The organism is Nocardia sp. bgisy134 (genome assembly GCF_965341865.1).
In the GTDB taxonomy this organism is placed as follows: Bacteria; Actinomycetota; Actinomycetes; order Mycobacteriales; family Mycobacteriaceae; genus Nocardia.
In genome coordinates, this window is sequence record NZ_CBDQZP010000002.1 from 282,219 (window position 1) to 303,688 (window position 21,470).

The window sequence follows — 21,470 nt, forward strand, 5'->3', positions numbered from 1 at the left end:
GTCGCGTTGACCGAGGCCGCCGCCGGCCTGGGTACGCTGCGCGCATGTCGGAGCATCTGCCGCACGAGATGACCGAAGAGCAGTACCGACGGCTGCCGGAGAACATCGCCCGCGAGATCGAAGTGGTGCACGGGCATGTGATCGTCTGCGAGTCGCCGGTGCCCGAACACAATCGAGTTGCGCGGCGGCTGGCGAGCGCCATGGAGCAGCTGCCGAGTACCGAGCCGTGCATTCGGGCCGAGACCGATATCGATGTCGTGCTGTGGAGAGTCCCGAAGTTCACGTTCCGTCGGCCGGACGTCACGGTCTACCGCTGCCTGTCCGAACGGGGCGCCAAACCGGAGGCCTCGGACGCACTGATTGTGGTCGAGGTGTCCTCGCCCTCGACCGCGGCCGAGGACTTGCTCGACAAGAAGGCTCAGTACGCCCGGGTGGGAATCCCTCTGTACCTGGTGGTTTCACTCGATACCAAGTACGAGATCGAGGAAGTGCGCGAGTTCCGGCTCGACGCGTACGCGGGGAGTACCGCTTGCACCGGCTGCACCGAGAAGGCTTCCTCGAGCTGGAGCACGTTATCGTCGGAGAAATCAGCTTCGCCGACCTGGTCCGCTGATGAAGGTCGGGGCGACCGGTCCTGGTGGATGTCGGCGCCGGGCCGATAGGGTACTGGCGTGAGTACTTTGCCGCTCGCGGTCGTGCTGGCGGTGACCATGTTCATCGCCGCGATCGTCGTGGGGCGCTGGTTCCTGGTGAACGAGTTGCTGATCGATCGGCAGATCAACGCGGCGCTGAGCTGGGATTTGGCGGCGATCGCGTTGTACGAGATCGCGAGTGTGCTCGGAATGCGCGATCTCGCGGACCGGCTGTTCCTCGGAGTCGGTGCGATGACGCTGGCCTACGTGTACGGGTTCGCCAGGCTTGTCGACGGCATGGACGCCGACGTGCTGCGAACCCGGCAGCGTCGATACAACCGAATCGGCGTGGCGACAGGAGCGGTCATTCTGTTGGGCCCCACCCTGGTGGATCTGCTCGGATGGCCGCTCGGTAGTCCTGCCGTCCAGATCAGGGTTATCTGGACGGTGGGCAGTCTCCTCGGCTCCTTGTGCGGAGCGCTGATCGCCCGGGCATGCATGCGAGAACTTCGCACTCCCGACCCGACGTTGCGGGAGCGCTGGACGTACTCCGCGCTGCTCGCGGTCGGGCTGTACTGCTGCTTCGCATCCGGCATCGGTGCGATCCGGATTGCCTACGGTGAGTCCTCCATGGAGCCCGGTTTGTCTTGGGCCGTAGCGACTTTCGTGATGCTCGGGGTGCTGACAGCGTTGATCGCGATCCCTCTGCTGAATGCCGTGCTGGTGCGCAGCGGGTTGGATCGGCACGGTCGCGCGTGCCGGCGGTTGCGGCCGTTGTGGCGCGATCTCACCGCTGCTGTCCCGGAAATCGTCCTGCTGCACGATGATTCGCACCGCGATGAGCCGAGGTCACGGCTGTATCGGATGACGGTCGAGATTCAGGACGCGTTGCTGCACCTGCGTCCCTACGAGCCTGCGCCGTCGGTCGAGCAAGACATGACGGACTACGCCAGCCGAATCGCGCATGCCGCACGAGCGAAGGCCTCCGGTGAACCGCCACGTCCACGCGCCGGTATGCCCGCGGTCGCCGTCCAAACACTCGGGGACGACGACCGCGCCGCGGGCCTACGTGATCTGCTCCAGCTCGCCAAGGCGTGGCCGAAGGAGGGCGTCGGCGATGACCTTCGGTCGAATGCCGGTGTGGCTCAGAGGCTGACGCGCTGCTCCGGCGGCAGGAACAGCTCGTCGCCTTCCTTCACCTCGAAGGTGGTGTAGAACTCCGCGATATTGCGCACGATCTGGTTGCAGCGGAATTCGTTGGGGGCGTGGGTGTCCTGGAGTCGGGAGATGGTGACCTCCTCGGTCTGCTTCTCCCGCCAGGTGCGCGCGTGTGACAAGAACATCTCGCGGTAATCGGGTGTGATGCCCTCGCGTTCGGCGGCGAGCCGGTAGGCCGCCAGCGCGATCTGCAGGCCGCGCAGGTCGGCCAGGTTCTCGCCGACCGTCAGCTTGCCGTCCACCTTGTACTTGGGATCGAGGCCCTCGGGCACCAGTCCGTCGAACTGTGCGATGACCTGATCGGTCTTGGCCTTGAACGCGGCCAGATCCTCCGGGGTCCACCAGTCGCGGCGGTTGCCGTCGCCGTCGTACTTGGCGCCCTGGTCGTCGAAGCCGTGGCCGATCTCGTGGCCGATGGTGGCGCCGACCGCGCCGTAGTTCACCGCGGTGGTCGCGTCCTTGTCGAAGTACGGTGGCTGCAAATACGCTGCGGGGAAAGCGATCTCGTTGTTGGTGGGGGAGTAGTAGGCGTTCACTGTCTGCGGCGACATCGCCCACTCGGACTTGTCGACCGGAGTGCCGAGTCGGTTGAAGGCCCGCTTTACCTCGAAAGCGTTGACCGCGCGCAGGGATTCGATCAGCTTGCCCCTGGTGATCTTCAGCCCGGAGTAGTCGACCCACTTGTCCGGGTAACCGATCTTGACGTTGATCTTGGCCAGTTTGGCCAGCGATGCCTCGCGGGTGGGCTGCGACATCCAGGACGAATTGGTGAAGTTCTCCCGGTAGGCGGCCATCAGGTCGGCGATCATCGCCTGCGCGCGCTCCTTGGCCTCCGGCGGGAAGTGCGCGTCCACGTACAGCTTGCCGAGCTGCTCGCCGAGATTGTCGTCGACCACCCCGACTGCCGATTTCCACAGCTCCGGTCGCTCCTCCAAGCCGCCGAGCACCTTGCCGACGAAGTCGAACCGCGCGTCGGCGATGGCCTTGGGCAAAAACCTGCCGTAGGCATTGGTGACGTGCACGCGCAGGTACTCGCGCCACTGCGCGATATCCACCTCGGCCCACAGCTGCCCGGCCGCGGTGACGAACGAGGGCTGGCCGACCACGATCTTCTCGAACAGCTCTCGCGGCCGGTCGGTGTTGCCCGCCAGCCACTGATCCCACTCGAATTGCGGTGCGAGAGCCTTCACTTCGTTCCAGCTCATCAGGTTGTAGGTGGCGTCGGTGTCGCGCGTGCGCACGCTGTCCCAGTGCGCGGCCGCGATCCTGGTCTCCAGGTCCAGCACCCGTTGGGCCAGCCCGGCCGGGTCAGGGAACCCCGCGCCCGCGGCCATCTTCTCCAGGTAGACCTTGTAGCCCGCGATCCGGGCGGCGAACTCGGGCTTGCGGTACTCCTGCTCGCCGAGCATCAGGCCGGACTGCCCGATCGAGGGAATGTAGGCGTTGGAGTTCTTGCGGTCGATGTTGATGCCGAGGCCGATCAGGCCACCGATCGGCAGCTCGGCCATCACCTTGGCCAGATCGCCCTTGGTCGCCGCGCCGTCGATCTTCGCGAAGAGGTCCGCCAGCGGGCTCATGCCCAGCCGCTCGATCTCCTCCAGGTCCAGCCTGGCGTCGTACAGATCGCGGATCTGCTGTGCTTCGGAGCCGGGCTTCGGGTCCTCGATGCCCTCGATGATGGCGCGCAGCTGCTCGGTGGTGCGATCGATCGCCTCGCTGATCGCGCCGACCTCGGACTTGTCCGGCGGTAGCTGGTAGTCGCGCAGCCAGGCGCCGTTGACGTGCCGGTACAGATCGTCCTGCGGGCGGACGAGCTGGTCGGCGCCGCCCATGTCGACGCCGGTCAGCCGCACGGTGCTGGCGTCGCCGTCGCTCGTGCAGGAGGACAGTAGCGCCGCGGCGGGAGCGGCGATGCCGAGCGCGATCAGGAAGGCGCGGCGGTCCAGCTGGGTCCGGCGACCGTTTGATGTCAACGTGAATCCTCTCCCCGATGCGGTCCACGCCCGCACGTTGTGATCGATGGCGACGTTCGTTCGCGCCGAGGCTACCGGCGCGGCGGGTTGCGAGCACGGATTCCTCGGCCGACGCCCCCGATTTGGGAACGACCTGGGGATTCCCATACACTAGACCGGTTGCCTGCGGGAGCTGTGCCCGCATCCTGGCCGCGAACCCCCAGTGGTTGGCTCTCGAGTTCTTGCTCAGACCGTACGAAACCGCTGGCAGGCGCGCGTTCGGGTGGTAACACGACCATGCCCGTCGGGTCGGCAATCCGGCGTGCGTATACGTCCAGGTCAAGGAGGCTGAAGTGATTCAGCAGGAGTCGCGACTGCGCGTCGCCGACAACACGGGTGCGAAGGAAATCCTCTGCATCCGCGTTCTCGGTGGTTCGTCGCGTCGCTATGCCGGTATCGGCGACATCATCGTCGCCACCGTGAAGGACGCCATCCCCGGCGGCAACGTCAAGCGTGGTGACGTGGTCAAGGCCGTCGTCGTGCGCACCGTGAAGGAGCGCCGCCGTCCGGACGGTTCCTACATCAAGTTCGACGAGAACGCCGCCGTGCTCATCAAGGCGGACAACGACCCGCGCGGTACCCGTATCTTCGGCCCGGTCGGCCGCGAGCTGCGCGACAAGAAGTTCATGAAGATCGTCTCGCTGGCTCCGGAGGTGCTCTGACATGAAGGTGCACAAGGGTGACACCGTGCTCGTCATCTCGGGCAAGGACAAGGGCGCCAAGGGCAAGGTCATCCAGGCCTACCCGGCGACCAACAAGGTCCTCGTCGAGGGCGTGAACCGGATCAAGAAGCACGTCGCGAACTCCGCCAACCAGCGCGGCGCCTCCTCGGGCGGCATCGTGACCCAGGAAGCCCCCATCCACGTGTCGAACGTGATGGTCGTCGACTCCGACGGCAAGCCGACCCGTATCGGCTACCGGACCGACGAGGAGAGCGGCAAGCGGGTCCGGATCTCCCGTAAGAACGGGAAGGACATCTGACATGACCACCTCCGAGAAGACCCAGCCGCGCCTGAAGCAGCGCTACCGCGCCGAGATCAAGGACGCGCTGAACAGCGAGTTCAACTACGCCAACGTGATGCAGATCCCGGGCGTGGTGAAGGTCGTCGTGAACATGGGTGTCGGCGACGCCGCCCGCGACGCCAAGCTGATCAACGGCGCCGTCGAGGACCTGGCCCTGATCACCGGTCAGAAGCCGCAGATCCGCAAGGCGACCAAGTCCATCGCGCAGTTCAAGCTGCGTGAGGGCATGCCGATCGGCGCGAAGGTCACCCTGCGCGGCGACCGCATGTGGGAGTTCCTGGACCGCCTGGTCTCCATCGCGCTGCCCCGTATCCGCGACTTCCGTGGCCTGTCGCCGAAGCAGTTCGACGGCAACGGCAACTACACCTTCGGCCTGAGCGAGCAGTCGATGTTCCACGAGATCGACGTGGACAAGATCGACCGCCCCCGCGGTATGGACATCACCGTGGTGACCACCGCGACCAACAACGAAGAAGGCCGTGCCCTGCTGAAGCACCTCGGCTTCCCGTTCAAGGAGAACTGAGCACATGGCTAAGAAAGCACTGGTCAACAAGGCCAACGCCAAGCCGAAGTTCGCGGTGCGCGCCTACACCCGCTGCCAGCGCTGCGGCCGCCCGCACGCTGTCTACCGCAAGTTCGGCCTGTGCCGCGTGTGCCTGCGCGAAATGGCGCATCGCGGCGAGCTGCCGGGCGTGCACAAGAGCTCCTGGTGAGCTCGCGCTCCTGGTGAGCGCGCACGCATAACGCAATAACGCACGAGGGCACGGACTCCCAGCGAGTCCGTGCCCTCGTGTGTTCGGGATCAGCGGTAGCCGGTTGGTGGTTCGCCGAGCGTACTCAGTACCTGGGCCGCGGTAGCCGGCTCTGTAATTCCGTGAAAGTGACCGCCAAACTCACCGGTTCGGTGAGCACCAGCGCATCGGTGTGGGTATGCCGCGTGACGTAGCGTCGCCCCGACCAGTCGAGTCGGCATTCCTCGATTTCGGTGATCTGCTGCCAATCCTTGGCGAAGTGCACGATCAGATAGACGGGAATGCCCTCCCTGGCGTACAGCTCGCGCTTGATGCCTATATCGGTGTCGACGGTGTCCTCCGAGGTGATCTCGACGACCAGAAGCGCCTGTCGGGCGACGAATTGGACGTCATACGGGCCGTCCGTGCAATCGCGCAGGATCAGATCCGGATACCGGACCCGCAGCCTCCGAAGCGGGTCAACAAGATCGGCGTCGGTCAGACGCATTGGAGTATCGCTGTGTACCTCGCGGCAGGGGCCGTGCGGATCGATAGCGTATTCGACCGCTGAAGCCAATCTCCTGACGACGAGATCGTGTTCAGGAGACTGCGCCATGGCCGTGATCATCACACCGTCGTGAATCTCACCGAAGGAGTCGGGTTGTCCCGCGAGAAACTCCTCCACGGCGACGAGGCGAGGTGGCTCGTTCCGCGGTGTCGACATGATCCTTACCCTACCTACGGCAGGCCGTTCAGCCGCCGCGATGCATGTACGGGAGGAGAGCTGCTCCGGTGCATGGGCGCTTGCGGTGGGCGCCACATACTCGAACACCGACGGTCGGCTCCCGTCGAGTCCGTAACCTCCTAGGTCCCGGTCGCACAACCATCGACGCCCCGATCCTCACCGTCTCCACCGCGGCCACCCTGATCGGCCGCAGCTTCCCCGCCGCGAATGCGGCGATCGACCGATTGACCGAGGCCGGAATCCTGCGCCAGCTCACCATCGGCCGCCGCAACCGAGCCTTCGAATCACCCGAAGCGATCACCGCGTTCACCGCCCTGGAACGACGCCTCGCCAGTCCGGATGGCGACACGCGGACTTCGGATCCGAACCGCCCGGTGCCGCGCCGCCGCTAACTCTCAGGGCGATGTCCGCCGCCTCGGTGCGCTCCAGCGACCGACATCCATCCTGGGGGCTGTCGGACTGGCGCGGTGCCGTGTAGCGACATCCGGACTCCGGTTTGTGGCCGGCGGCCGGTGAGTGCGCACACGTAATGCCGATCAGGGACCCGAGCCGGGTGGCTCGGGTCCCTGATCGGTATTGCTACCCGGGCAATGTTGAGAACAGCTTCGGATCGGGGTTATCTCAATTTTTAGTAACAAACGTTTCTGATTACCGATCTTCCGTGTGGACCATCACATGGAGGATGAAATGAACCATCTCGCAACAAAATTCGTTGTCGCCGTAGCGTCCGTGGCGATCCTGGGCGCGGGTGCCGCGCCCGCGATGGCTGCCCCGGCGCCGCAGGCCGCGCCGGTCGCCGATTCCGGTTCCTCGGGCACCGGCTCCGCGGCCCTCGACCTCCCGCTGGGCCTGCTCAAGCTGCTGATGTGTGGTCCGTGGGGCAGCACGCAGCCGCACCCGAACCCGGCTTGCCGCTGAGCGTCGGCCAGGTGAGCCGAAAGCGTGGACTCCCGGAGTCCGCGCTTTCGCGCGTTCGATGCCATTGCGGTGGCCACCACTGCAGAATCGAGTACTACCACGACCCGAAGGCGCCCCGGCCGAATTCCCTTGTGGTGGTATGCAATCTGCTGGTCACCGACGCGTCTGGGGCGATCCTGCTCCAGCGCCGCTGCGACACTGGGCAATGGGCGTTGCCGGGTGGTGCATGGGGCGGGGCGCTGGTCGTCTTGTGCGAGTTCAGAATTCGAGTTCGGACCAGGGGATGTGGATGGGGAACGGGAAGTTCGTCGTGATCGCGTCGGAGTCCTTCGGCGCCCATGAGCCAGTCAGCAGGTAGTTGGCCGTGTGGAGTGGGCGTACGCCAGCAGGAAGCTTGCCGTGCGTGGTTTCCAACGCGTAGGCATGAACCACCGAGATCGCGCTCTTCTCACGCTCCAGGGTGACTTCCCAGTACCAAGGGATGCCGGCTTGCGCGTAGCGAGCTTTCTTGGCTTCCATGTCGGTCTGCGTGTTCGACGGCGAAAGGACTTCTCCGACCAAGAGCACGTCTTCGGCGCGGACATCCTGGTAGGGCCTCGGCAGACAGCGGTGCACCAGGAAGTCCGGTGTCACGAAGTCGGATTTGCCTGTGCGACCAAGGAATACGTTGGTCTCGGTGTGGACCCGCCAGTACCGCTCCGGCCCGCTGGCCATGTCCTCGCGTGCGCAACGACGCAGCCCGCTCCATAGAAGATTCGTGAACTCCTGATGCTCCGCGGGCCCGCGACGCAGCCAGACGACGCGCCCTTCCCATAGCTCGATCTGCCCGGCGATCTCCTCAGGCAACTGCTCGAGCTCCTCCCAGGTCATGTACTCGGGCAGATCCGGCCGTTCGATCCGCGGACTCGACATGTCCTCATCGTAGTATCGAGCTCGCGTCTGACAACCGCTTATACGGCATTGACCAGCGCCGACATGGTGAAGTGCTGAGCCTTCAGCTGGCGCGAGGCGAACCGCAGCTCGAATCCCGAAGGCTTGAGCGTGATCTGCTCCTTGATGTCGAGCTTGTAGCCGGGGTCGTGCTCGAAGTCGAATTCGTGCAGGAGGTGGGCCAGGGCGAGCATCAGTTCGTGGTAGGCGAACTGGCGGCCGATGCAGGCGCGCAGCCCGGTGCCGAAGGGCTTGTAGGCGCGTTGGTCGCGCTGGCGGCCGGGCAGCCAGCGGTCCGGATCGAATTTCTCGGCGTCCTGGCTTCACACAGCCGTGTCTCGGTGGGCCTGCAGCGTCAGGACCGGCGTTCGAAGATCGGCCCGAGCGCCTGCGCGTCACGCATCGACATCTGGGTGGGCTCGAGCGGGTCGGTGGTGAGCAGATCGCCGATCATCGGCAACCGCCACCGCGGATGCGGTAGGGGAGCTCTGGGCTCGGTGGTCGAGGGCGTGCGAACTGCCATGGGAACTCCTTATCGAGCCTGCGACGTGTCGCGCCGCCGACCGTAGGTGCGAGCGCCGCGTGCTTGCGGCCATGCGTTGGCGAGCGCGAGCAGTATGTGGAGCTCGGCATCGAGGTCCCGGGCGTCGGGTTGCGCTCGGTTCTTGGGTTTCGCGGCGCTGTGGACGGGCGGTCGACCGGCGTTCTTGGCGATGATGGCCTCGGCGATGCGGCGGGTATAGGCCTGCGGATCCTTGTAGTCGGAATCGTCGATGGTGACGTAGCGGCGCAGGTGCAGCAGGCTGTCGCAGATCTCCGCTGTCATGCGGTGGAGCCGGATGGCGGGGTCCTGTTGTCCCCGGCCTGCCGTGGTGTCGAGCACGACTTCGGGTACGGCGGCGGTGAGGTCGGTCCACAGCGGCCGCAGTCTGCGGAGGTTACGGCCGGTGCGATCGTGGCCGAGGCGCGTGGTGAGCGTGCTGATCAGGGGAATGGCCGAGACGCCGACCGCGACGAACATCGCGGTGGCGAAGGACCAGGCCTTGCGATGCATCTCGGGATCGAGGACCGGCTGATCTGCCAGCACGCATCCGAATGTCTCGATGACGGTGGCGCCCACTCGAGCCCCGCGACGACGGCGGTGCAGAAGATGACGACGAAGACCACACGCTCGCGGCGGGTGATGTCTCCGGTCAGCATCTCCCTGAGGCAGATCCTGCCGACGAGGACGGCGGTGATGCCCACGGGCAGGCAGAAGGCAAGCCAGAGCGCGACGGCAGGCCAGCCGAGAAGCTGATCCACCAGTAGGTTCGCGCGCCGGGCCGGTGTTCCGGCGGCAAGGATGATGACGGTGGCTGTCGCAGCGACCAGGTCGTAGATGCGCTGTCGTTGCCGGGCGCGATCCGGGTCCGCACCATCCCACAACTTCGCGATGCCGTAGATGTCGGACACGACGAGCAGGATCGCGCCGAAAGAGAGCTGCCGGGCGAGGTTCACCACGGTGTCCTCGTCGCCGGGAAGTGCCGAGGTCAGGGCTTGCTCGAACCATGATTCTCGCAGCAGCATGCCGACCAGCCCTGCGGCGAGCGCACGGTTGATCAGCCTGTCGACGACTGTGTCGCGCAGCAGCAACCGCCGGTGTGGAAAGCGGTTCGGGAGAACGGTCTTCGGCCCGCGGTGTATGACCCCCCTTTGGGTTCCGTTGAGCTCCAGAGTATCCGAGACCTGCTCGACGGGCTGTCGGGCGTGCACAGGAGCTGCTGGTGAGCCGCGCCCGAATAGCGCAACACCGCGCAAGGGCACGGACTTCGAACGAGCCCGTGCCCTTGTGCGTTCGATTGCCCTGCGATTGTTCAGATTCGAGCTCGATCCATCGCAGGATCGGAGGGAAATGATTGGTTCAGTCACCCGCGAGTTTGATCACGATGACGTACTTGCCGAGCCAATTCCGGGTGTGCGCCAGCGCCATCCACGTGACTTCAGTGGCGACGATGGCAGTGAATACCATTGCGCACCAATGCGTTCCGGCCTGGACCGTGGCGGAAGGGTATGTTGTCTCAGCGACCACGGTTAGGGCAAGTGCGCTGCTGGTCCAGCGCGGTCGGTGCATTCGTAGAATGAAGCCGGGAGTGATGATCTCGCGAGCATTCGGCGAGGGCCTGAGTGTCATGATGGCTCCTGCGTCTGTCGATCTATCTCACCGCCCCGTGCTCGGCCAAGGTTCGATTCAGGGTTGGTCGAGATCCCGTCACCCCTCTCATTCTCGAGAGGGCCTCGAGAAGCATGATCCGCGCGCAATCCTTTGAAACGCCGTCGGGATTGTTGTGAAGAACCTGTGAATGCCCCGGCCGGGGCGGGCGCCGTGGCGGCCACCATGGCGCTGTTCTCTTTTTCCGCTAGAGGTCGTCCGGGAGGACCTGGAACGCCTTGTGCGATGTCAGCGGTGCAAGGGCTTGTCGAAAGTGGCAAGGACGCCCCGAGGTGTCCGCGATGATTATTCCGGTGCCAGTGGAGTCCTCTGCGTGCTGTCTTCGGCGAGGATTTCGTCAACCCGATCAGCCAGGGTCGGGTCGCCGCCGGCGAAGCGACGTAGCCGTAAGGGCTCGGAGCGGCGCCGCATGCGCATGGCAGCCAGGTGAATGGCGTCCCGAATTATGTCCGGTTTGCTGACCTGGGTGTTTTCGGCGGCCTTCTCGATCGTCGCGAGGTCGTCGGCGTCGACATAGACCACGACGCGTTTCAGCGGCATCTGCGTATGGTGGCACGTGTACGGCTCGGTTTCTGCCGTGATCCGTCGTTCGACCCCGATTTTGTCCTGGTCAGCCCATTGCCTACACTAGAGCGGTTGCCTGGGCACCCTCATGTCCGCATGCGTGCGGTGCGCCCGGTCGATACGTACCCCGCCGGTCGGCAGTTGCCGACCGGACCAGCCGAATTGTTGTAGGCCCACCATCGGCGCGCTTCCGGGCGCGCGGGTGCTGTATGGGAACCGCAGCGAGAAAGGTGTCGAGGTCGAACTATGACCATGACTGATCCGATCGCAGACTTTCTGACCCGTCTGCGCAACGCCAACTCGGCGTACCACGATCAGGTGAAGGCTCCGCACTCGAAGCTCAAGGCGAACATCGCCGAGATCCTCAAGCGTGAGGGCTACATCGCCGACTACCGGACCGAGGACGCGCAGGTGGGCAAGACGCTCATCGTCGACCTCAAGTACGGCCCGAGCCGTGAGCGCAGCCTCGCCGGCGTGCGCCGCGTCTCCAAGCCCGGTCTGCGTGTGTACGCGAAATCCACCAACCTGCCCAAGGTCCTGGGCGGCCTCGGCGTGGCCATCATCTCCACGTCGCAGGGTCTGCTCACCGACAAGCAGGCGGCACAGAGCGGCGTGGGCGGCGAAGTCCTCGCTTACGTCTGGTAAGGGAGGTCAGGACAATGTCGCGCATTGGTAAGAAGCCCATCACAATCCCGTCCGGTGTCGAGGTGAACATCGACGGCCAGAACGTGTCGGTGAAGGGTCCCAAGGGCACCCTCTCGCACGTGGTCGCCGAGCCGATCACCGTCGCCCGTGGCGAAGACGGCCAGCTCGAGGTCGTTCGCCCGAACGACGAGCGCCGCAACCGCTCGCTGCACGGCCTGACCCGCACGCTGATCTCGAACATGATCGAGGGCGTGACCAAGGGCTACGAGAAGAAGATGGAAATCTTCGGCGTCGGTTACCGCGTGGCGGCCAAGGGCTCGAACCTCGAGTTCGCCCTCGGCTACAGCCACCCGGTGCCGATCGAGGCGCCCGAGGGCATCACCTTCGCGGTGGAATCGCCCACCAAGTTCTCCGTGTCCGGAATCGACAAGCAGGCGGTCGGCCAGATCTCGGCGGTCATCCACGGCCTGCGCAAGCCCGACCCGTACAAGGGCAAGGGCATCCGCTACGCAGGCGAGGTCGTTCGCCGCAAGGTCGGAAAGACGGGTAAGTGATCATGGCGCAAACCGAAAACCAGAAGGCCAAGCGCATCCCGCTGGGCAAGGACGTGTCGACCGCGCGTCGTCTGTCGAAGACGCGTCGTCACTTCCGCCTGCGCAAGAAGGTCGCGGGCACCACCGAGCGTCCGCGCCTGGTGGTCAACCGCTCCTCGCGCCACCTGCACGCGCAGCTGATCGACGACTCGCTCGGCAAGACCATCGCCGCGGCGTCCTCGATCGAGGCCGACGTGCGGGCGGTCGAGGGCGACAAGACCGCCAAGGGCAAGAAGGTCGGCGAGCTGATCGCCGCCCGCGCCAAGGCGGCCGGTGTCGATGCTGTCGTGTTCGATCGTGGTGGCCACGACTACCACGGCCGCATCGCCGCGCTGGCCGATGCCGCTCGCGAAGGCGGGTTGAAGTTCTGATGACTGCAAACATTTACGGAAGGAACGTCTGATGCCGGGACGTCAGAGGCGTGACGGCGGCAGCGGACCCGCCGGACAGCAGAATGGTGCCGCCGGTGGTGGCGACAGCCGCGACGGCCGTGGCGGTGGCCGCGATCGTCGCGGTGGTGGTGACCGTCGTGACCAGCAGGCCGACAAGAACCAGCTCGAGCGCGTCGTCGCGATCAACCGCGTCTCCAAGGTCGTGAAGGGTGGTCGTCGCTTCAGCTTCACCGCCCTGGTGATCGTCGGTGACGGCAACGGTCTGGTCGGCGTCGGCTACGGCAAGGCCAAGGAAGTTCCCGCGGCCATCCAGAAGGGTGTCGAGGAGGCTCGTAAGGGCTTCTTCCGCGTCCCGATGATCGGCTCGACCATCACCCACCCGGTTCAGGGTGAGGCGGCGGCCGGTGTGGTCATGCTGCGTCCGGCTTCGCCCGGTACCGGTGTGATCGCCGGTGGCGCGGCTCGTGCCGTGCTCGAATGCGCTGGCATTCATGACATCCTGGCGAAGTCGCTCGGTAGCGACAACGCCATCAACGTCGTGCACGCGACCGTTGCGGCGCTCAAGATGCTGCAGCGCCCCGAAGAGGTCGCGGCCCGTCGTGGCCTGCCCCTCGAGGACGTCGCTCCTGCGGGCATGCTGCGTGCGCGCGCTCAGGCGGCTGGAGGTGCCAGGTAATGGCAGATCTCAAGGTGACCCAGATCAAGAGTTCGATCGGCGCCAAGCAGAATCAGCGGGACAGCCTTCGCACCCTCGGCTTGCGTGGTATCCGCAAGTCCGTGGTCCGCGAGGACAACGCCCAGAACCGCGGGCTGATCAACGTCGTGCGCCACCTCGTGACAGTTGAGGAGGTCTGACATGACCATCAAGTTGCACCACCTGCGTCCCGCCCCGGGCGCCAAGACCGAGAAGACCCGTGTGGGTCGCGGTGAGGGCTCCAAGGGCAAGACCGCGGGCCGTGGTACCAAGGGCACCAAGGCGCGCAAGAACGTCCCGGCCGCCTTCGAGGGCGGGCAGATGCCGCTGCACATGCGGCTGCCCAAGCTCAAGGGCTTCACGAACCGGTTCCGTACCGAGTACCAGGTCGTGAACGTGGGCAAGATCGCCGAGCTGTTCCCGCAGGGCGGCGAGATCGGCAAGGCCGAGCTGGTCGCCGCGGGCGCGGTTCGCAAGAACCAGCTGGTCAAGGTTCTCGGCGACGGCGAGATCGGTGTCGCGGTCCAGGTGACCGTCGACAAGGTGACCAGCGCCGCCAAGGAGAAGATCACCGCGGCCGGTGGCACTGTCACCGAGCTGGGCTGACGGTACTCTGCAAGCAGTGGCACCGGACGAGTGATGAGCTCGTCCGGTGCCACTGTTAGAGTTCAAGTGTTGTCTGCCAAGCCACGTCATGGCTTTCGGCGTCCCCCTGTTCGTCAGGGAATCGGGCAAAGCTGAAACTGCCATGTCATGACCATGTCGTTCGCGCCAGGAGGATCAGTGCTTTCCGCCTTCGTATCGGCCTTCCGGACTCCGGACTTACGGCGGAAGATTCTCTTCACGCTGGGGTTGGTCGCGCTGTACCGCCTGGGTGCCGCGTTGCCGTCGCCCGGCGTCGACTACAAGGCCGTCCAGGAATGTGTCGACCTGGTCTCCGGCGGTGAGAACGCAGGCATCTACCAGCTGATCAACCTGTTCTCCGGTGGTGCGCTGCTGCAATTGTCGGTCTTCGCGATCGGCATCATGCCCTACATCACCGCCAGTATCATCATTCAGCTGCTCACGGTCGTCATCCCGCGGTTCGAGGAACTGCGCAAGGAAGGCCAAGCAGGCCAGACGAAGATGACGCAGTACACGCGGTACCTGTCGATCGCGCTGGCCATCCTGCAGGCGACCGGTCTGGTCGCGCTCGCGGCGCGTGGTCAGCTGCTCCAGGGCTGCCAGAAAGACATTCTCGCCGACACCAGCATCTTCGGCATGATCATCGTCGTGCTCGTGATGACCGCGGGAGCCGCCCTGGTCATGTGGTTCGGCGAACAGATCACCGAGCGCGGCGTCGGTAACGGTATGTCGCTGCTGATCTTCGCCGGTATCGCGGCGCAACTACCGATTCAAGGCAGGTCCATCTTGGACAGCCGCGGCGGCCTCGTGTTCGGCCTGGTGTGTGTGGCCGCCTTCGCCATCATCGTCGCGGTCATCTTCGTCGAGCAGGGCCAGCGCCGCATTCCGGTCCAATACGCCAAGCGCGTGGTCGGCCGCAAGATGTATGGCGGCTCCTCGACCTACCTGCCGCTGAAGGTCAACCAGGCCGGTGTGATCCCGGTGATCTTCGCCTCGTCGTTGCTCTACCTGCCGAACCTGGTCGTGCAGCTGACGGGATCGCAGAGCGATCCCGATCCGAGCTGGTGGCAGGAGATAATCCAGAAGTATCTGGTGAACCCGAGCAACCCGGCGTACATCGCCATCTACTTCGGCCTGATCGTGTTCTTCACCTACTTCTATGTCGCGATCACCTTCAACCCGGAGGAACGCGCCGACGAGATGAAGAAGTTCGGCGGTTTCATCCCGGGGTATCGTCCCGGTAAGCCGACGGCCGACTATCTGAACTTCGTCCTGAGCCGCATCACTCTGCCCGGCTCCATCTACCTCGGTGTGGTGGCCGTCCTGCCGAACTTGTTCCTCGGTATCGGTAGTCCCGGTGGTCTCCAGAACTTCGCGTTCGGCGGCACATCGGTGCTGATCATGGTGAGCGTCGGCTTGGACACCGTGAAGCAGATCGAAAGCCAGCTGATGAATCGAAATTACGAAGGGTTCCTCAAGTGAGAGTTGTACTGCTCGGTCCGCCGGGTGCCGGCAAAGGCACCCAGGCCGTCCTGCTGTCGGAAAAGCTGGGCGTCCCGCACATCTCCACAGGGGACCTGTTTCGCGCGAATATCAGCCAGCAGACTCCGCTGGGTCGCGAAGCGCAGAAGTACATGGACGCGGGCGACCTGGTGCCCAGCGATGTGACCAACCGCATGGTCGAGGCCCGGGTCAACGAGCCGGACGCCGTGAACGGCTTCGTGCTCGACGGCTACCCGCGCACCATCGACCAGGCCGAGGCACTGGAGAAGATCCTCGGCGACATGGACAAGAAGCTGGACGCCGTCCTGTGCTTCGTCGTGGCGGAGGACACCGTGGTCGAGCGGATGCTCGCGCGCGGCCGCGCCGACGACAACGAGGACGTGATCCGCAACCGGCTCCGGGTGTACCGCGAGGAGACCGAGCCGCTGCTGCAGCACTACGACGGCCTGGTCGTCACGGTGGACGGCATCGGCGAGGTGGACGAGGTCAACGGCCGCGCGCTGCGCGCGCTGGGACACTGATGTCCCTGTCTCGGAAGCGCTGAGCCGTCATGGTCTTCGGGCGCAACAAGAGCAAGAAGGTGGTGCCGTTCCGCACCGCAGGTGAGCTGGACGCCATGGCGGCGGCGGGCGCGGTGGTAGGCCGCACTCTCGTCGCCGTGCGCGCGGCAGCCAAGCCCGGGGTGTCGACCCTGGAACTGGACGAGGTCGCCGAGCAGACCATTCGCGACGCCGGTGCGGTGCCGTCCTTCAAGGGCTACCACGGCTTCCCGGCCTCGATCTGCGCATCGGTGAACGATCGTGTGGTGCACGGGATTCCGACCGCGCAGGAGATCCTCGCCGAGGGCGATCTCGTCTCGATCGACTGCGGCGCCATCCTGGACGGCTGGCACGGCGACTCCGCGTGGACCTTCGGGGTCGGCGAGATCATCGAGGCCGATCGGCTGCTGAGCGAGGCCACCCGGCTGTCCATGGAGGCGGGCATCGCGGCCATGCTGCCGGGCAACCGGCTGACCGACGTGTCGCACGCCATCGAGATGGGCACCCGCGCCGCGGAGGAACTGCACGGCCGTGCCTACGGCATCGTCGACGGTTACGGCGGGCACGCGATCGGCCGCGAGATGCACATGGACCCGTTCCTGGCCAACGAGGGCGCACCAGGCAAGGGCCCGAAGCTGGTGGTCGGCTCGGTGCTGGCCATCGAACCCATGCTCACCCTCGGCACCACCCAGTCCAAGGTGCTCGACGACGACTGGACCGTGGTCACCCTGGACGGCAGCCGCGCGGCCCACTGGGAACACACCGTCGCGGTCACCGAGGACGGCCCGCGCATCCTCACCTTGCGCCCGGAGTAGGGCGAAAGTTTCGCACGGCGGCCCCCGATAGGATCGGGGGCCGCCGTTTCGCTTTTCCGCGAGCCGCCACATCTCGCCCAGAGACAAGGAGCACGTCGTGACGTTGCGCTTCGGGATTCAACTCGCGCCCAAAGCCGCTGAACTGCAACAGATCCGTGAGCTGGCCAAGATCGCCGACGCGGCAGGGCTCGATCTGCTGGGCATCCAGGATCACCCCTACTCTGGCGCGCTGGTGGACACCTTCGCGCTGATCGCCACCGTGCTGGCGGAAACCGAGCGGCTGCGGGTTTTCCCGGACGTAGCGAGCCTTCCGCTACGCGGGCCCGCGATGCTCGGCAAGCAGGCGGCGACGTTGGATCTGCTCAGCGGCGGACGGTTCGAACTCGCCCTCGGCGCGGGCGCGTTCTGGCCCGCCATCGAGGGCATGGGCGGCCCGGACCGTACGAATCCCGAAGCGCTGTTGGCGCTGGAGGAGGCCACCGAGATCATCCGCGCGATGTGGCGCCCCGGCGCCAAGGCCACTGTCGACGGCACCCACTATTCCGTGCACGACGTGCAGTCCGGCCCCGCACCGGCACATCCCGTCGGGATCTGGTTCGGCAGCGTCGGTCCGAAGGCCAACGCGCTGACCGGACGGATCGCCGACGGTTGGGCGGCGCCGATCCCGCACTATCTGCCCTACGAGAAATGGCAAGGGGCGCAAGACACTATCTCCGCGTCCGCCGTCGACGCCGGGCGTTCCCCGGCGGACATCACCCGCATGGCGCAGCTGGTCGGGACGATCACCGACGCGCCAGGTCCGGTGCGCCTGCGCGGCGAGGACCCGATTCGCACCGACGCCGCGGGCTGGGCCCGCATCTTGGTCGATCTCGCCGTGACGACCGGCTTCGACACCTTCGTGTACTGGCCGGAGTCGCCCGACGATACCCAGCTTCGCCGCTGGATCGGTGACGTCGTTCCTTGCACCCGCGCCTTGTGCGCTTAGCCGAGACCTTCGGCCGTGCAGCGGATTCGGCGGTTCTGTTCGGTACCTCCCCGGCTCGTTGGGAACTCTCTGACGATGCAGTCAGACTAGGTTCCGTGCGGGGGCCGGTTCCCGAGTAGCGAACTACTCGAATCTCGCTGCCGGAAGCCGCAGCCGGACCGCGCGGCCCCGCGGACGGCAGCTGTCGGCTCACCGAACATACTGGGGCGGAGGATGATTCAGCTCTGCCCTGTCTTGCGGAAAAACAGCACGTGATCATGGTCGATCAGCGCTATCGACTTGCGCAGCTGCCGGATGCCCGCGCCGGGCAAGTAGGTCAGATTCGCGAAGGACTGCGTATTGCCGAACGCCGAGCGCACCTTGTTCTCGGTGGCGTGGGACGCGCCGTAGGCGGCCAACAGGCCGAAGTCCAAGGGCGCGAGCGGCTCGTCGAGCGACGTGGGCCCGGCCGGGCGGCCGAGCGCGGCGTACTGCGTCGCCTTGCCGTGCTCGTACCGGCACAGCTCGTAGGACATGTTCGTGGTGGCCGTCACGCTCACCACCGGCCAGTTCTGGGAAAGCCGCAGCGCGAGCGGATGTCCGCCGACCGGAGCGAGTTCCCAGTTCAGGCTCATCACCGTCACCCAGCCGCCGTAGGACATCTCGATCAGCACCACGTCGTCGCCGAGCGTGCTCGCGGTGTTGAACTCGGCCTCGCCGATCACCCAGTCCTCGTCGTCGGCATTGAGGTAGGTGGCGCTGTCGACGAGCTGGATGTCGTCCTCGGCGTAGGCCGCGATGATCGCGGCGCGCAGTTGCGTCATGGCGTCCCGGTCCGGGCAGCGCACGCCGAGGGCGCCGAAGCTGGGGCCGATCTCGACCGGCGTCGACGGCGGCTCCGGATCCTCGCCCGGCGCGAGCGGGCGCAGGCCGACCAGCGCCAAGCGCCAGTTGATCTCCTCCACCGTCGACAGGTCGCCGGAGGACTTGCGGACGATCTGCTGCTGCGTCAGCCGTCCCGCTTGTTCCAGGGTGCGGCACTCCAGTTCCACCAGCGCGTTGTAGGACTTCGGCGTGAGGTCCAGATCGCGAATCCCGCACGCGCGCAGGCGGATCGACATGCCGGTGGAGGTGAACGCGGAGTACCGCTCGCGGTACATCGCCAGCGCCTGCTTGCGCGAGCGGCCCACCATGAGGGTGCGTAACAGCGTGCTCAGACTGGCCAGGTACTTGCCTGCCAGGTCGGGATTGTCCGCGGCAAGCTGGGCGCGAATCCGTGCGGCGTCCTCCACGGCGGCCACGGCCGCGTCCTGGTCCAGCCTGCCGAGCCACACGCCGCACTTGCCGAGCCCGTCGGCGCACATGCCCGCTACGTGCGGATACGTCTGTGCCACTTGGCGATACGTGGCGCAGGCGCCGCGGATGGTGCTGGTGGCCAGATCGCGGCGCCCGGCGTCCCGCGTGACCTGCTCGAAGATCCGCAGGGCCTCTTGTAGTTCGCCCGCGAACCGCGCCTCGACCATTCCGGCGGCCAGCCAGTGCAACCGGATCCCGACCGCTTCCTGCGCCGGTGCGGGAGCCTCGATGGTGCGGTCCCTGCGGGCGGCGGGATCGTTCCTGGTGGCGATCAGCGCCTTGGCGAGCTCGGCGAGCGAGGTGGCCAATCGGAGTTCGGAATCGACCGTTCGGTCTCGGGCCGCACTGCGATCGACCGCTACCTGTCGTTCGATAGCACTCAGATCCATCGCGACCCCAACTCCCGCATCACCTTTCACAGACGGTCGTTCCTTCGGCCACATCTGTTCTCGCGGAGAGTCTGCCACAAATCGGGTGCCGTCGCCCAGGAACGAACCGGCCGGCTGCTAGCTGCCAGCTAATTCGGCGCGAACCGCGTGCTCAGGCCTCCAGCAGCAGCGTGACCGGGCCGTCGTTGGTGAGCTCGATGTGCATGTGCGCACCGAATCGACCTGTCGCGACGGTCGCGCCGAGGGCGCGCAGTGCCGCGGCGAAAGCGTCCACGAGTGGTTCGGCGATCGGGCCCGGCGCGGCCGCGGACCAGGACGGGCGGCGTCCCTTGGCGGTGTCGGCGTAGAGGGTGAACTGGCTGACGACGAGCACGGGCGCGTTCAGGTCGGCCGCGGAACGCTCGCCGTTCAGAATTCGCAGCCGCCACAGCTTGTCCGCCAGGGCCTTCGCGGTCGCTTCGGTGTCGTCGTGCGTGACGCCGACCAGCGCGACCAATCCCTGCGGGTCGGGTTCGATCCGGCCGACCACCTCCCCGTCGACCCGCACCTCGGCGGCGGTCACGCGCTGCACCAGTACTCGCATGCCGTGATCATCGCACTCGTCGTGCACCGGAGGCGGACGCGCCGCGCAACCGTGCGGTGGCGGCGGTCGGCAGTGGCTGAGCCGCAGGCATTTCCGGCGGCGAGATCGCCACGGGTGGCGGTTCGCGTCCCCGACTGGTTGCCAGGCGGTTTCCGGGCAGTGCGGACCGGGTGTGGGCGACGACGGCGAGACGGTTCGGGTGTGTGCCAACTCGATTGTGCGGCAAGTCATCAGGCGCTGATCAGGCTATCGGCCGACGGCATCCCGACACATCTGCGCGTTACTCCCGCGAAGTCTTAAGTTCACGTAAAGGCTACTGGTGAGTTGCTATGGACTGTCATCGTCGGAGGAGTTCGAACCGTAGCCAGCGGTGGTCTCACTACCCGGGGAACACGAGGAGCGATGCCATGGTGAGGACGCCCGGGACGATCACGGTGGCAGACGAATTCGCAGGCCGAATCGGCCGGGTGGAGGTGCGCTATGTCAGTTGAGCAGTACTCGGAGAAGCTGAAGAGCTCGGGGTACGAGGCCGACAAGGTTCGGGCCCGGTTGGAGAGCGTCGCCAATCGCGTTCACGATCAGCTGAGCACGTTGCTGGCTGTTATCGGTAGTGACAACTTCGGCAGCAAATATGTCGAGGGTCAGGGTGACAACGGGTTGACGACGCGGTTGCAGGGCGCGGTGGACGGTACCCACACCATGGCGAAGTCGTGGGCGAACCTGTCGCAGGGCCAGTTCGAGGCGGCGGTTGTCGCCGAGCGGAACGAGGACGAGGCGCGGCGGCGAATCGAGCAGGTCTGAACAGCGGCAGTGGTGGCAGGCGGGCTGATCAGGCGCCGCCATGGAGTTCGGAGTGGGTGAAATGACGTCTGGCCGTATGGAGGGGGACATCACCGGGCTGTTGGAGGATTTCCGCAGCCGCATGCGGGATATCGCGGAAGCACAGCGGGAGCGGGTCAAGCTGATCGCGACCGCGACGACGCGTGACAAGTCGGTGTCGGTGACGGTGAATGCCAATGGTGTGGTCATCGAGACCCGCTTCTCCGACCGTGTCGGCGAACTGAGCTACGACCAGATCGCCAAGGCGGTCACCCAGATGGCGCAGCAGGCGGCCGACGAGGTGTTCCGCAAGAGCAAGGCGCTCGCGGAGCCGTTGCGTGACGAGCGGGCGCGGATGCCGAAATTGTCCGATGTCGTCGAGGGAATGCCGGATATCGAGACCGAGATTCCCTTGGAGCCACCGGTTTCGCTGGCGCCTCCCGGTTCGCCGGAACGCGCCGAGGACGAGGCGATGACGTTCACCGATGTCGAGAGCTACGACCACGGTGGTCGCGGGAATCCCAAGGAGAGCGTCACCGGTCAAGCCTGGTGACGTCTGAATCGGCCTTTCG

Annotated in this window: 29 protein-coding genes and 1 pseudogene; 20 read left to right on the forward strand and 10 right to left on the reverse strand. The window is 65.8% G+C overall.

Annotated features, from left to right (window positions below; all coding sequences use genetic code 11):
* The first annotated feature begins 44 nt into the window (after positions 1-44).
* Entirely contained in the window at positions 45-662 is a 618-nt protein-coding gene (locus tag ACRWNM_RS05205) for a Uma2 family endonuclease (RefSeq protein ID WP_431964028.1), read from the forward strand.
* Between the two features lie 9 nt (positions 663-671).
* Positions 672-1,847 carry an MAB_1171c family putative transporter gene (locus tag ACRWNM_RS05210; protein ID WP_431964030.1) on the forward strand — a complete coding sequence of 392 codons (1,176 nt, stop codon included), beginning with the start codon at positions 672-674 and terminating at the stop codon, positions 1,845-1,847.
* Here ACRWNM_RS05210 and ACRWNM_RS05215 read toward each other — a convergent pair.
* Complete coding sequence (locus ACRWNM_RS05215) at positions 1,778-3,823, reverse strand: M13 family metallopeptidase (RefSeq protein ID WP_431964032.1); 2,046 nt, start codon at positions 3,821-3,823, stop codon at positions 1,778-1,780. The two genes, ACRWNM_RS05210 and ACRWNM_RS05215, sit on opposite strands and share 70 nt — an antisense overlap.
* Before the next feature lie 332 nt (positions 3,824-4,155).
* On the opposite strand from ACRWNM_RS05215, the gene rplN reads away from it, so the two are divergent.
* From rplN to ACRWNM_RS05235, 4 genes are read left to right on the forward strand one after another with little or no spacing between them, the layout of a single operon-like run.
* Positions 4,156-4,524 carry a 50S ribosomal protein L14 gene (rplN, locus tag ACRWNM_RS05220; protein ID WP_014981702.1) on the forward strand — a complete coding sequence of 123 codons (369 nt, stop codon included), beginning with the start codon at positions 4,156-4,158 and terminating at the stop codon, positions 4,522-4,524.
* A 1-nt stretch (position 4,525) separates the two neighbouring features.
* Positions 4,526-4,843, forward strand: a complete 318-nt coding sequence (rplX, locus tag ACRWNM_RS05225; protein WP_068056941.1) for a 50S ribosomal protein L24 — start codon at positions 4,526-4,528, stop codon at positions 4,841-4,843.
* A 1-nt stretch (position 4,844) separates the two neighbouring features.
* Complete coding sequence (gene rplE / locus ACRWNM_RS05230) at positions 4,845-5,408, forward strand: 50S ribosomal protein L5 (RefSeq protein ID WP_067785237.1); 564 nt, start codon at positions 4,845-4,847, stop codon at positions 5,406-5,408.
* A gap of 4 nt (positions 5,409-5,412) precedes the next feature.
* Positions 5,413-5,598 carry a type Z 30S ribosomal protein S14 gene (locus ACRWNM_RS05235; RefSeq protein ID WP_014981705.1) on the forward strand — a complete coding sequence of 62 codons (186 nt, stop codon included), beginning with the start codon at positions 5,413-5,415 and terminating at the stop codon, positions 5,596-5,598.
* A gap of 124 nt (positions 5,599-5,722) precedes the next feature.
* Here the strand turns inward: ACRWNM_RS05235 and ACRWNM_RS05240 are convergent, their stop codons facing one another.
* Complete coding sequence (locus tag ACRWNM_RS05240) at positions 5,723-6,301, reverse strand: Uma2 family endonuclease (protein ID WP_431964035.1); 579 nt, start codon at positions 6,299-6,301, stop codon at positions 5,723-5,725.
* A 107-nt stretch (positions 6,302-6,408) separates the two neighbouring features.
* On the opposite strand from ACRWNM_RS05240, the gene ACRWNM_RS05245 reads away from it, so the two are divergent.
* Together ACRWNM_RS05245 and ACRWNM_RS05250 are read left to right on the forward strand one after the other, a co-directional pair.
* A complete protein-coding gene (locus ACRWNM_RS05245) occupies positions 6,409-6,753 on the forward strand; it encodes a hypothetical protein (RefSeq protein ID WP_431964037.1) in 345 nt (114 codons plus the stop codon).
* A gap of 295 nt (positions 6,754-7,048) precedes the next feature.
* Complete coding sequence (locus tag ACRWNM_RS05250; protein ID WP_431964039.1) at positions 7,049-7,279, forward strand: hypothetical protein; 231 nt, start codon at positions 7,049-7,051, stop codon at positions 7,277-7,279.
* Between the two features lie 258 nt (positions 7,280-7,537).
* Here the strand turns inward: ACRWNM_RS05250 and ACRWNM_RS05255 are convergent, their stop codons facing one another.
* From ACRWNM_RS05255 to ACRWNM_RS05280, 6 genes and pseudogenes are all read right to left on the reverse strand, one after another.
* Positions 7,538-8,191 carry a Uma2 family endonuclease gene (locus tag ACRWNM_RS05255; protein ID WP_431964041.1) on the reverse strand — a complete coding sequence of 218 codons (654 nt, stop codon included), beginning with the start codon at positions 8,189-8,191 and terminating at the stop codon, positions 7,538-7,540.
* Between the two features lie 38 nt (positions 8,192-8,229).
* A pseudogene (locus tag ACRWNM_RS05260) lies at positions 8,230-8,514 on the reverse strand (cytochrome P450); the annotation flags it as partial.
* A gap of 50 nt (positions 8,515-8,564) precedes the next feature.
* A complete protein-coding gene (locus ACRWNM_RS05265) occupies positions 8,565-8,732 on the reverse strand; it encodes a hypothetical protein (protein WP_431964043.1) in 168 nt (55 codons plus the stop codon).
* A 9-nt stretch (positions 8,733-8,741) separates the two neighbouring features.
* Positions 8,742-9,263 (reverse strand): MAB_1171c family putative transporter, encoded by a 522-nt coding sequence (locus tag ACRWNM_RS05270; protein ID WP_431964045.1) that lies wholly within the window; start codon positions 9,261-9,263, stop codon positions 8,742-8,744.
* The gene (locus ACRWNM_RS05275; RefSeq protein WP_431964047.1) at positions 9,194-9,709 is read right to left on the reverse strand and encodes a hypothetical protein; all 516 of its coding nucleotides are present in this window, start codon (positions 9,707-9,709) and stop codon (positions 9,194-9,196) included. The genes ACRWNM_RS05270 and ACRWNM_RS05275 overlap by 70 nt, the downstream gene beginning before the upstream one ends.
* 994 nt (positions 9,710-10,703) lie before the next feature.
* The gene (locus tag ACRWNM_RS05280; RefSeq protein WP_431964049.1) at positions 10,704-10,958 is read right to left on the reverse strand and encodes a ribbon-helix-helix protein, CopG family; all 255 of its coding nucleotides are present in this window, start codon (positions 10,956-10,958) and stop codon (positions 10,704-10,706) included.
* Positions 10,959-11,228: 270 nt separating this feature from the next.
* On the opposite strand from ACRWNM_RS05280, the gene rpsH reads away from it, so the two are divergent.
* The 10 genes from rpsH to ACRWNM_RS05330 all read left to right on the forward strand — a co-directional run bounded on the left by rpsH (position 11,229) and on the right by ACRWNM_RS05330 (position 17,772).
* A complete protein-coding gene (rpsH, locus tag ACRWNM_RS05285; protein WP_067785212.1) occupies positions 11,229-11,627 on the forward strand; it encodes a 30S ribosomal protein S8 in 399 nt (132 codons plus the stop codon).
* Between the two features lie 14 nt (positions 11,628-11,641).
* Positions 11,642-12,181 (forward strand): 50S ribosomal protein L6, encoded by a 540-nt coding sequence (gene rplF, locus ACRWNM_RS05290; RefSeq protein WP_431964051.1) that lies wholly within the window; start codon positions 11,642-11,644, stop codon positions 12,179-12,181.
* Between the two features lie 2 nt (positions 12,182-12,183).
* Positions 12,184-12,591 carry a 50S ribosomal protein L18 gene (rplR, locus tag ACRWNM_RS05295; protein ID WP_431964053.1) on the forward strand — a complete coding sequence of 136 codons (408 nt, stop codon included), beginning with the start codon at positions 12,184-12,186 and terminating at the stop codon, positions 12,589-12,591.
* 31 nt (positions 12,592-12,622) lie between these two features.
* Complete coding sequence (gene rpsE / locus ACRWNM_RS05300; protein ID WP_330252247.1) at positions 12,623-13,288, forward strand: 30S ribosomal protein S5; 666 nt, start codon at positions 12,623-12,625, stop codon at positions 13,286-13,288.
* Entirely contained in the window at positions 13,288-13,467 is a 180-nt protein-coding gene (gene rpmD, locus ACRWNM_RS05305; protein ID WP_014349110.1) for a 50S ribosomal protein L30, read from the forward strand. Before rpsE ends, rpmD begins: the two co-directional genes overlap by 1 nt.
* A 1-nt stretch (position 13,468) precedes the next feature.
* Positions 13,469-13,912, forward strand: a complete 444-nt coding sequence (rplO, locus tag ACRWNM_RS05310; protein WP_431964056.1) for a 50S ribosomal protein L15 — start codon at positions 13,469-13,471, stop codon at positions 13,910-13,912.
* A gap of 177 nt (positions 13,913-14,089) precedes the next feature.
* Positions 14,090-15,412 carry a preprotein translocase subunit SecY gene (gene secY / locus ACRWNM_RS05315; protein WP_431964058.1) on the forward strand — a complete coding sequence of 441 codons (1,323 nt, stop codon included), beginning with the start codon at positions 14,090-14,092 and terminating at the stop codon, positions 15,410-15,412.
* Positions 15,409-15,954: an adenylate kinase gene (locus tag ACRWNM_RS05320; protein ID WP_431964060.1), complete on the forward strand. Its 546-nt coding sequence runs from the start codon at positions 15,409-15,411 to the stop codon at positions 15,952-15,954. Before secY ends, ACRWNM_RS05320 begins: the two co-directional genes overlap by 4 nt.
* 29 nt (positions 15,955-15,983) lie before the next feature.
* A complete protein-coding gene (gene map, locus ACRWNM_RS05325) occupies positions 15,984-16,787 on the forward strand; it encodes a type I methionyl aminopeptidase (RefSeq protein WP_431964062.1) in 804 nt (267 codons plus the stop codon).
* A 97-nt stretch (positions 16,788-16,884) separates the two neighbouring features.
* Positions 16,885-17,772: an LLM class flavin-dependent oxidoreductase gene (locus ACRWNM_RS05330; RefSeq protein ID WP_431964064.1), complete on the forward strand. Its 888-nt coding sequence runs from the start codon at positions 16,885-16,887 to the stop codon at positions 17,770-17,772.
* Between the two features lie 218 nt (positions 17,773-17,990).
* Here the strand turns inward: ACRWNM_RS05330 and ACRWNM_RS05335 are convergent, their stop codons facing one another.
* Together ACRWNM_RS05335 and dtd are read right to left on the reverse strand one after the other, a co-directional pair.
* The gene (locus ACRWNM_RS05335) at positions 17,991-19,496 is read right to left on the reverse strand and encodes a hypothetical protein (protein ID WP_431964066.1); all 1,506 of its coding nucleotides are present in this window, start codon (positions 19,494-19,496) and stop codon (positions 17,991-17,993) included.
* Positions 19,497-19,647: 151 nt separating this feature from the next.
* Positions 19,648-20,079, reverse strand: coding sequence for a D-aminoacyl-tRNA deacylase (dtd, locus tag ACRWNM_RS05340; protein WP_431964068.1), 432 nt, complete (start codon positions 20,077-20,079; stop codon positions 19,648-19,650).
* Positions 20,080-20,559: 480 nt separating this feature from the next.
* Between dtd and ACRWNM_RS05345 the strand changes: the two genes are divergently transcribed.
* Together ACRWNM_RS05345 and ACRWNM_RS05350 are read left to right on the forward strand one after the other, a co-directional pair.
* Positions 20,560-20,880 carry a hypothetical protein gene (locus ACRWNM_RS05345; protein ID WP_431964070.1) on the forward strand — a complete coding sequence of 107 codons (321 nt, stop codon included), beginning with the start codon at positions 20,560-20,562 and terminating at the stop codon, positions 20,878-20,880.
* A gap of 61 nt (positions 20,881-20,941) precedes the next feature.
* Positions 20,942-21,451, forward strand: a complete 510-nt coding sequence (locus ACRWNM_RS05350) for a YbaB/EbfC family nucleoid-associated protein (protein ID WP_431964072.1) — start codon at positions 20,942-20,944, stop codon at positions 21,449-21,451.
* Positions 21,452-21,470 lie beyond the last annotated feature (19 nt).

Excerpts from the sequence above, each read along its gene's own strand:
- rplX (WP_068056941.1), top strand. The coding sequence starts at position 4,526 with ATGAAGGTGCACAAGGGTGACACCGTGCTCGTCATCTCGGGCAAGGAC.
- ACRWNM_RS05265 (WP_431964043.1), bottom strand. The coding sequence starts at position 8,732 with ATGGCAGTTCGCACGCCCTCGACCACCGAGCCCAGAGCTCCCCTACCG.
- ACRWNM_RS05250 (WP_431964039.1), top strand. The coding sequence starts at position 7,049 with ATGAACCATCTCGCAACAAAATTCGTTGTCGCCGTAGCGTCCGTGGCG.
- ACRWNM_RS05270 (WP_431964045.1), bottom strand. The coding sequence starts at position 9,263 with ATGCATCGCAAGGCCTGGTCCTTCGCCACCGCGATGTTCGTCGCGGTC.
- rpmD (WP_014349110.1), top strand. The coding sequence starts at position 13,288 with ATGGCAGATCTCAAGGTGACCCAGATCAAGAGTTCGATCGGCGCCAAG.
- ACRWNM_RS05255 (WP_431964041.1), bottom strand. The coding sequence starts at position 8,191 with ATGTCGAGTCCGCGGATCGAACGGCCGGATCTGCCCGAGTACATGACC.
- ACRWNM_RS05235 (WP_014981705.1), top strand. The coding sequence starts at position 5,413 with ATGGCTAAGAAAGCACTGGTCAACAAGGCCAACGCCAAGCCGAAGTTC.
- dtd (WP_431964068.1), bottom strand. The coding sequence starts at position 20,079 with ATGCGAGTACTGGTGCAGCGCGTGACCGCCGCCGAGGTGCGGGTCGAC.
- rpsE (WP_330252247.1), top strand. The coding sequence starts at position 12,623 with ATGCCGGGACGTCAGAGGCGTGACGGCGGCAGCGGACCCGCCGGACAG.
- rplF (WP_431964051.1), top strand. The coding sequence starts at position 11,642 with ATGTCGCGCATTGGTAAGAAGCCCATCACAATCCCGTCCGGTGTCGAG.
- rpsH (WP_067785212.1), top strand. The coding sequence starts at position 11,229 with ATGACCATGACTGATCCGATCGCAGACTTTCTGACCCGTCTGCGCAAC.
- rplE (WP_067785237.1), top strand. The coding sequence starts at position 4,845 with ATGACCACCTCCGAGAAGACCCAGCCGCGCCTGAAGCAGCGCTACCGC.
- ACRWNM_RS05280 (WP_431964049.1), bottom strand. The coding sequence starts at position 10,958 with ATGCCGCTGAAACGCGTCGTGGTCTATGTCGACGCCGACGACCTCGCG.
- ACRWNM_RS05350 (WP_431964072.1), top strand. The coding sequence starts at position 20,942 with ATGACGTCTGGCCGTATGGAGGGGGACATCACCGGGCTGTTGGAGGAT.
- ACRWNM_RS05205 (WP_431964028.1), top strand. The coding sequence starts at position 45 with ATGTCGGAGCATCTGCCGCACGAGATGACCGAAGAGCAGTACCGACGG.
- rplO (WP_431964056.1), top strand. The coding sequence starts at position 13,469 with ATGACCATCAAGTTGCACCACCTGCGTCCCGCCCCGGGCGCCAAGACC.
- ACRWNM_RS05335 (WP_431964066.1), bottom strand. The coding sequence starts at position 19,496 with ATGGATCTGAGTGCTATCGAACGACAGGTAGCGGTCGATCGCAGTGCG.
- map (WP_431964062.1), top strand. The coding sequence starts at position 15,984 with ATGGTCTTCGGGCGCAACAAGAGCAAGAAGGTGGTGCCGTTCCGCACC.
- rplR (WP_431964053.1), top strand. The coding sequence starts at position 12,184 with ATGGCGCAAACCGAAAACCAGAAGGCCAAGCGCATCCCGCTGGGCAAG.
- ACRWNM_RS05345 (WP_431964070.1), top strand. The coding sequence starts at position 20,560 with ATGTCAGTTGAGCAGTACTCGGAGAAGCTGAAGAGCTCGGGGTACGAG.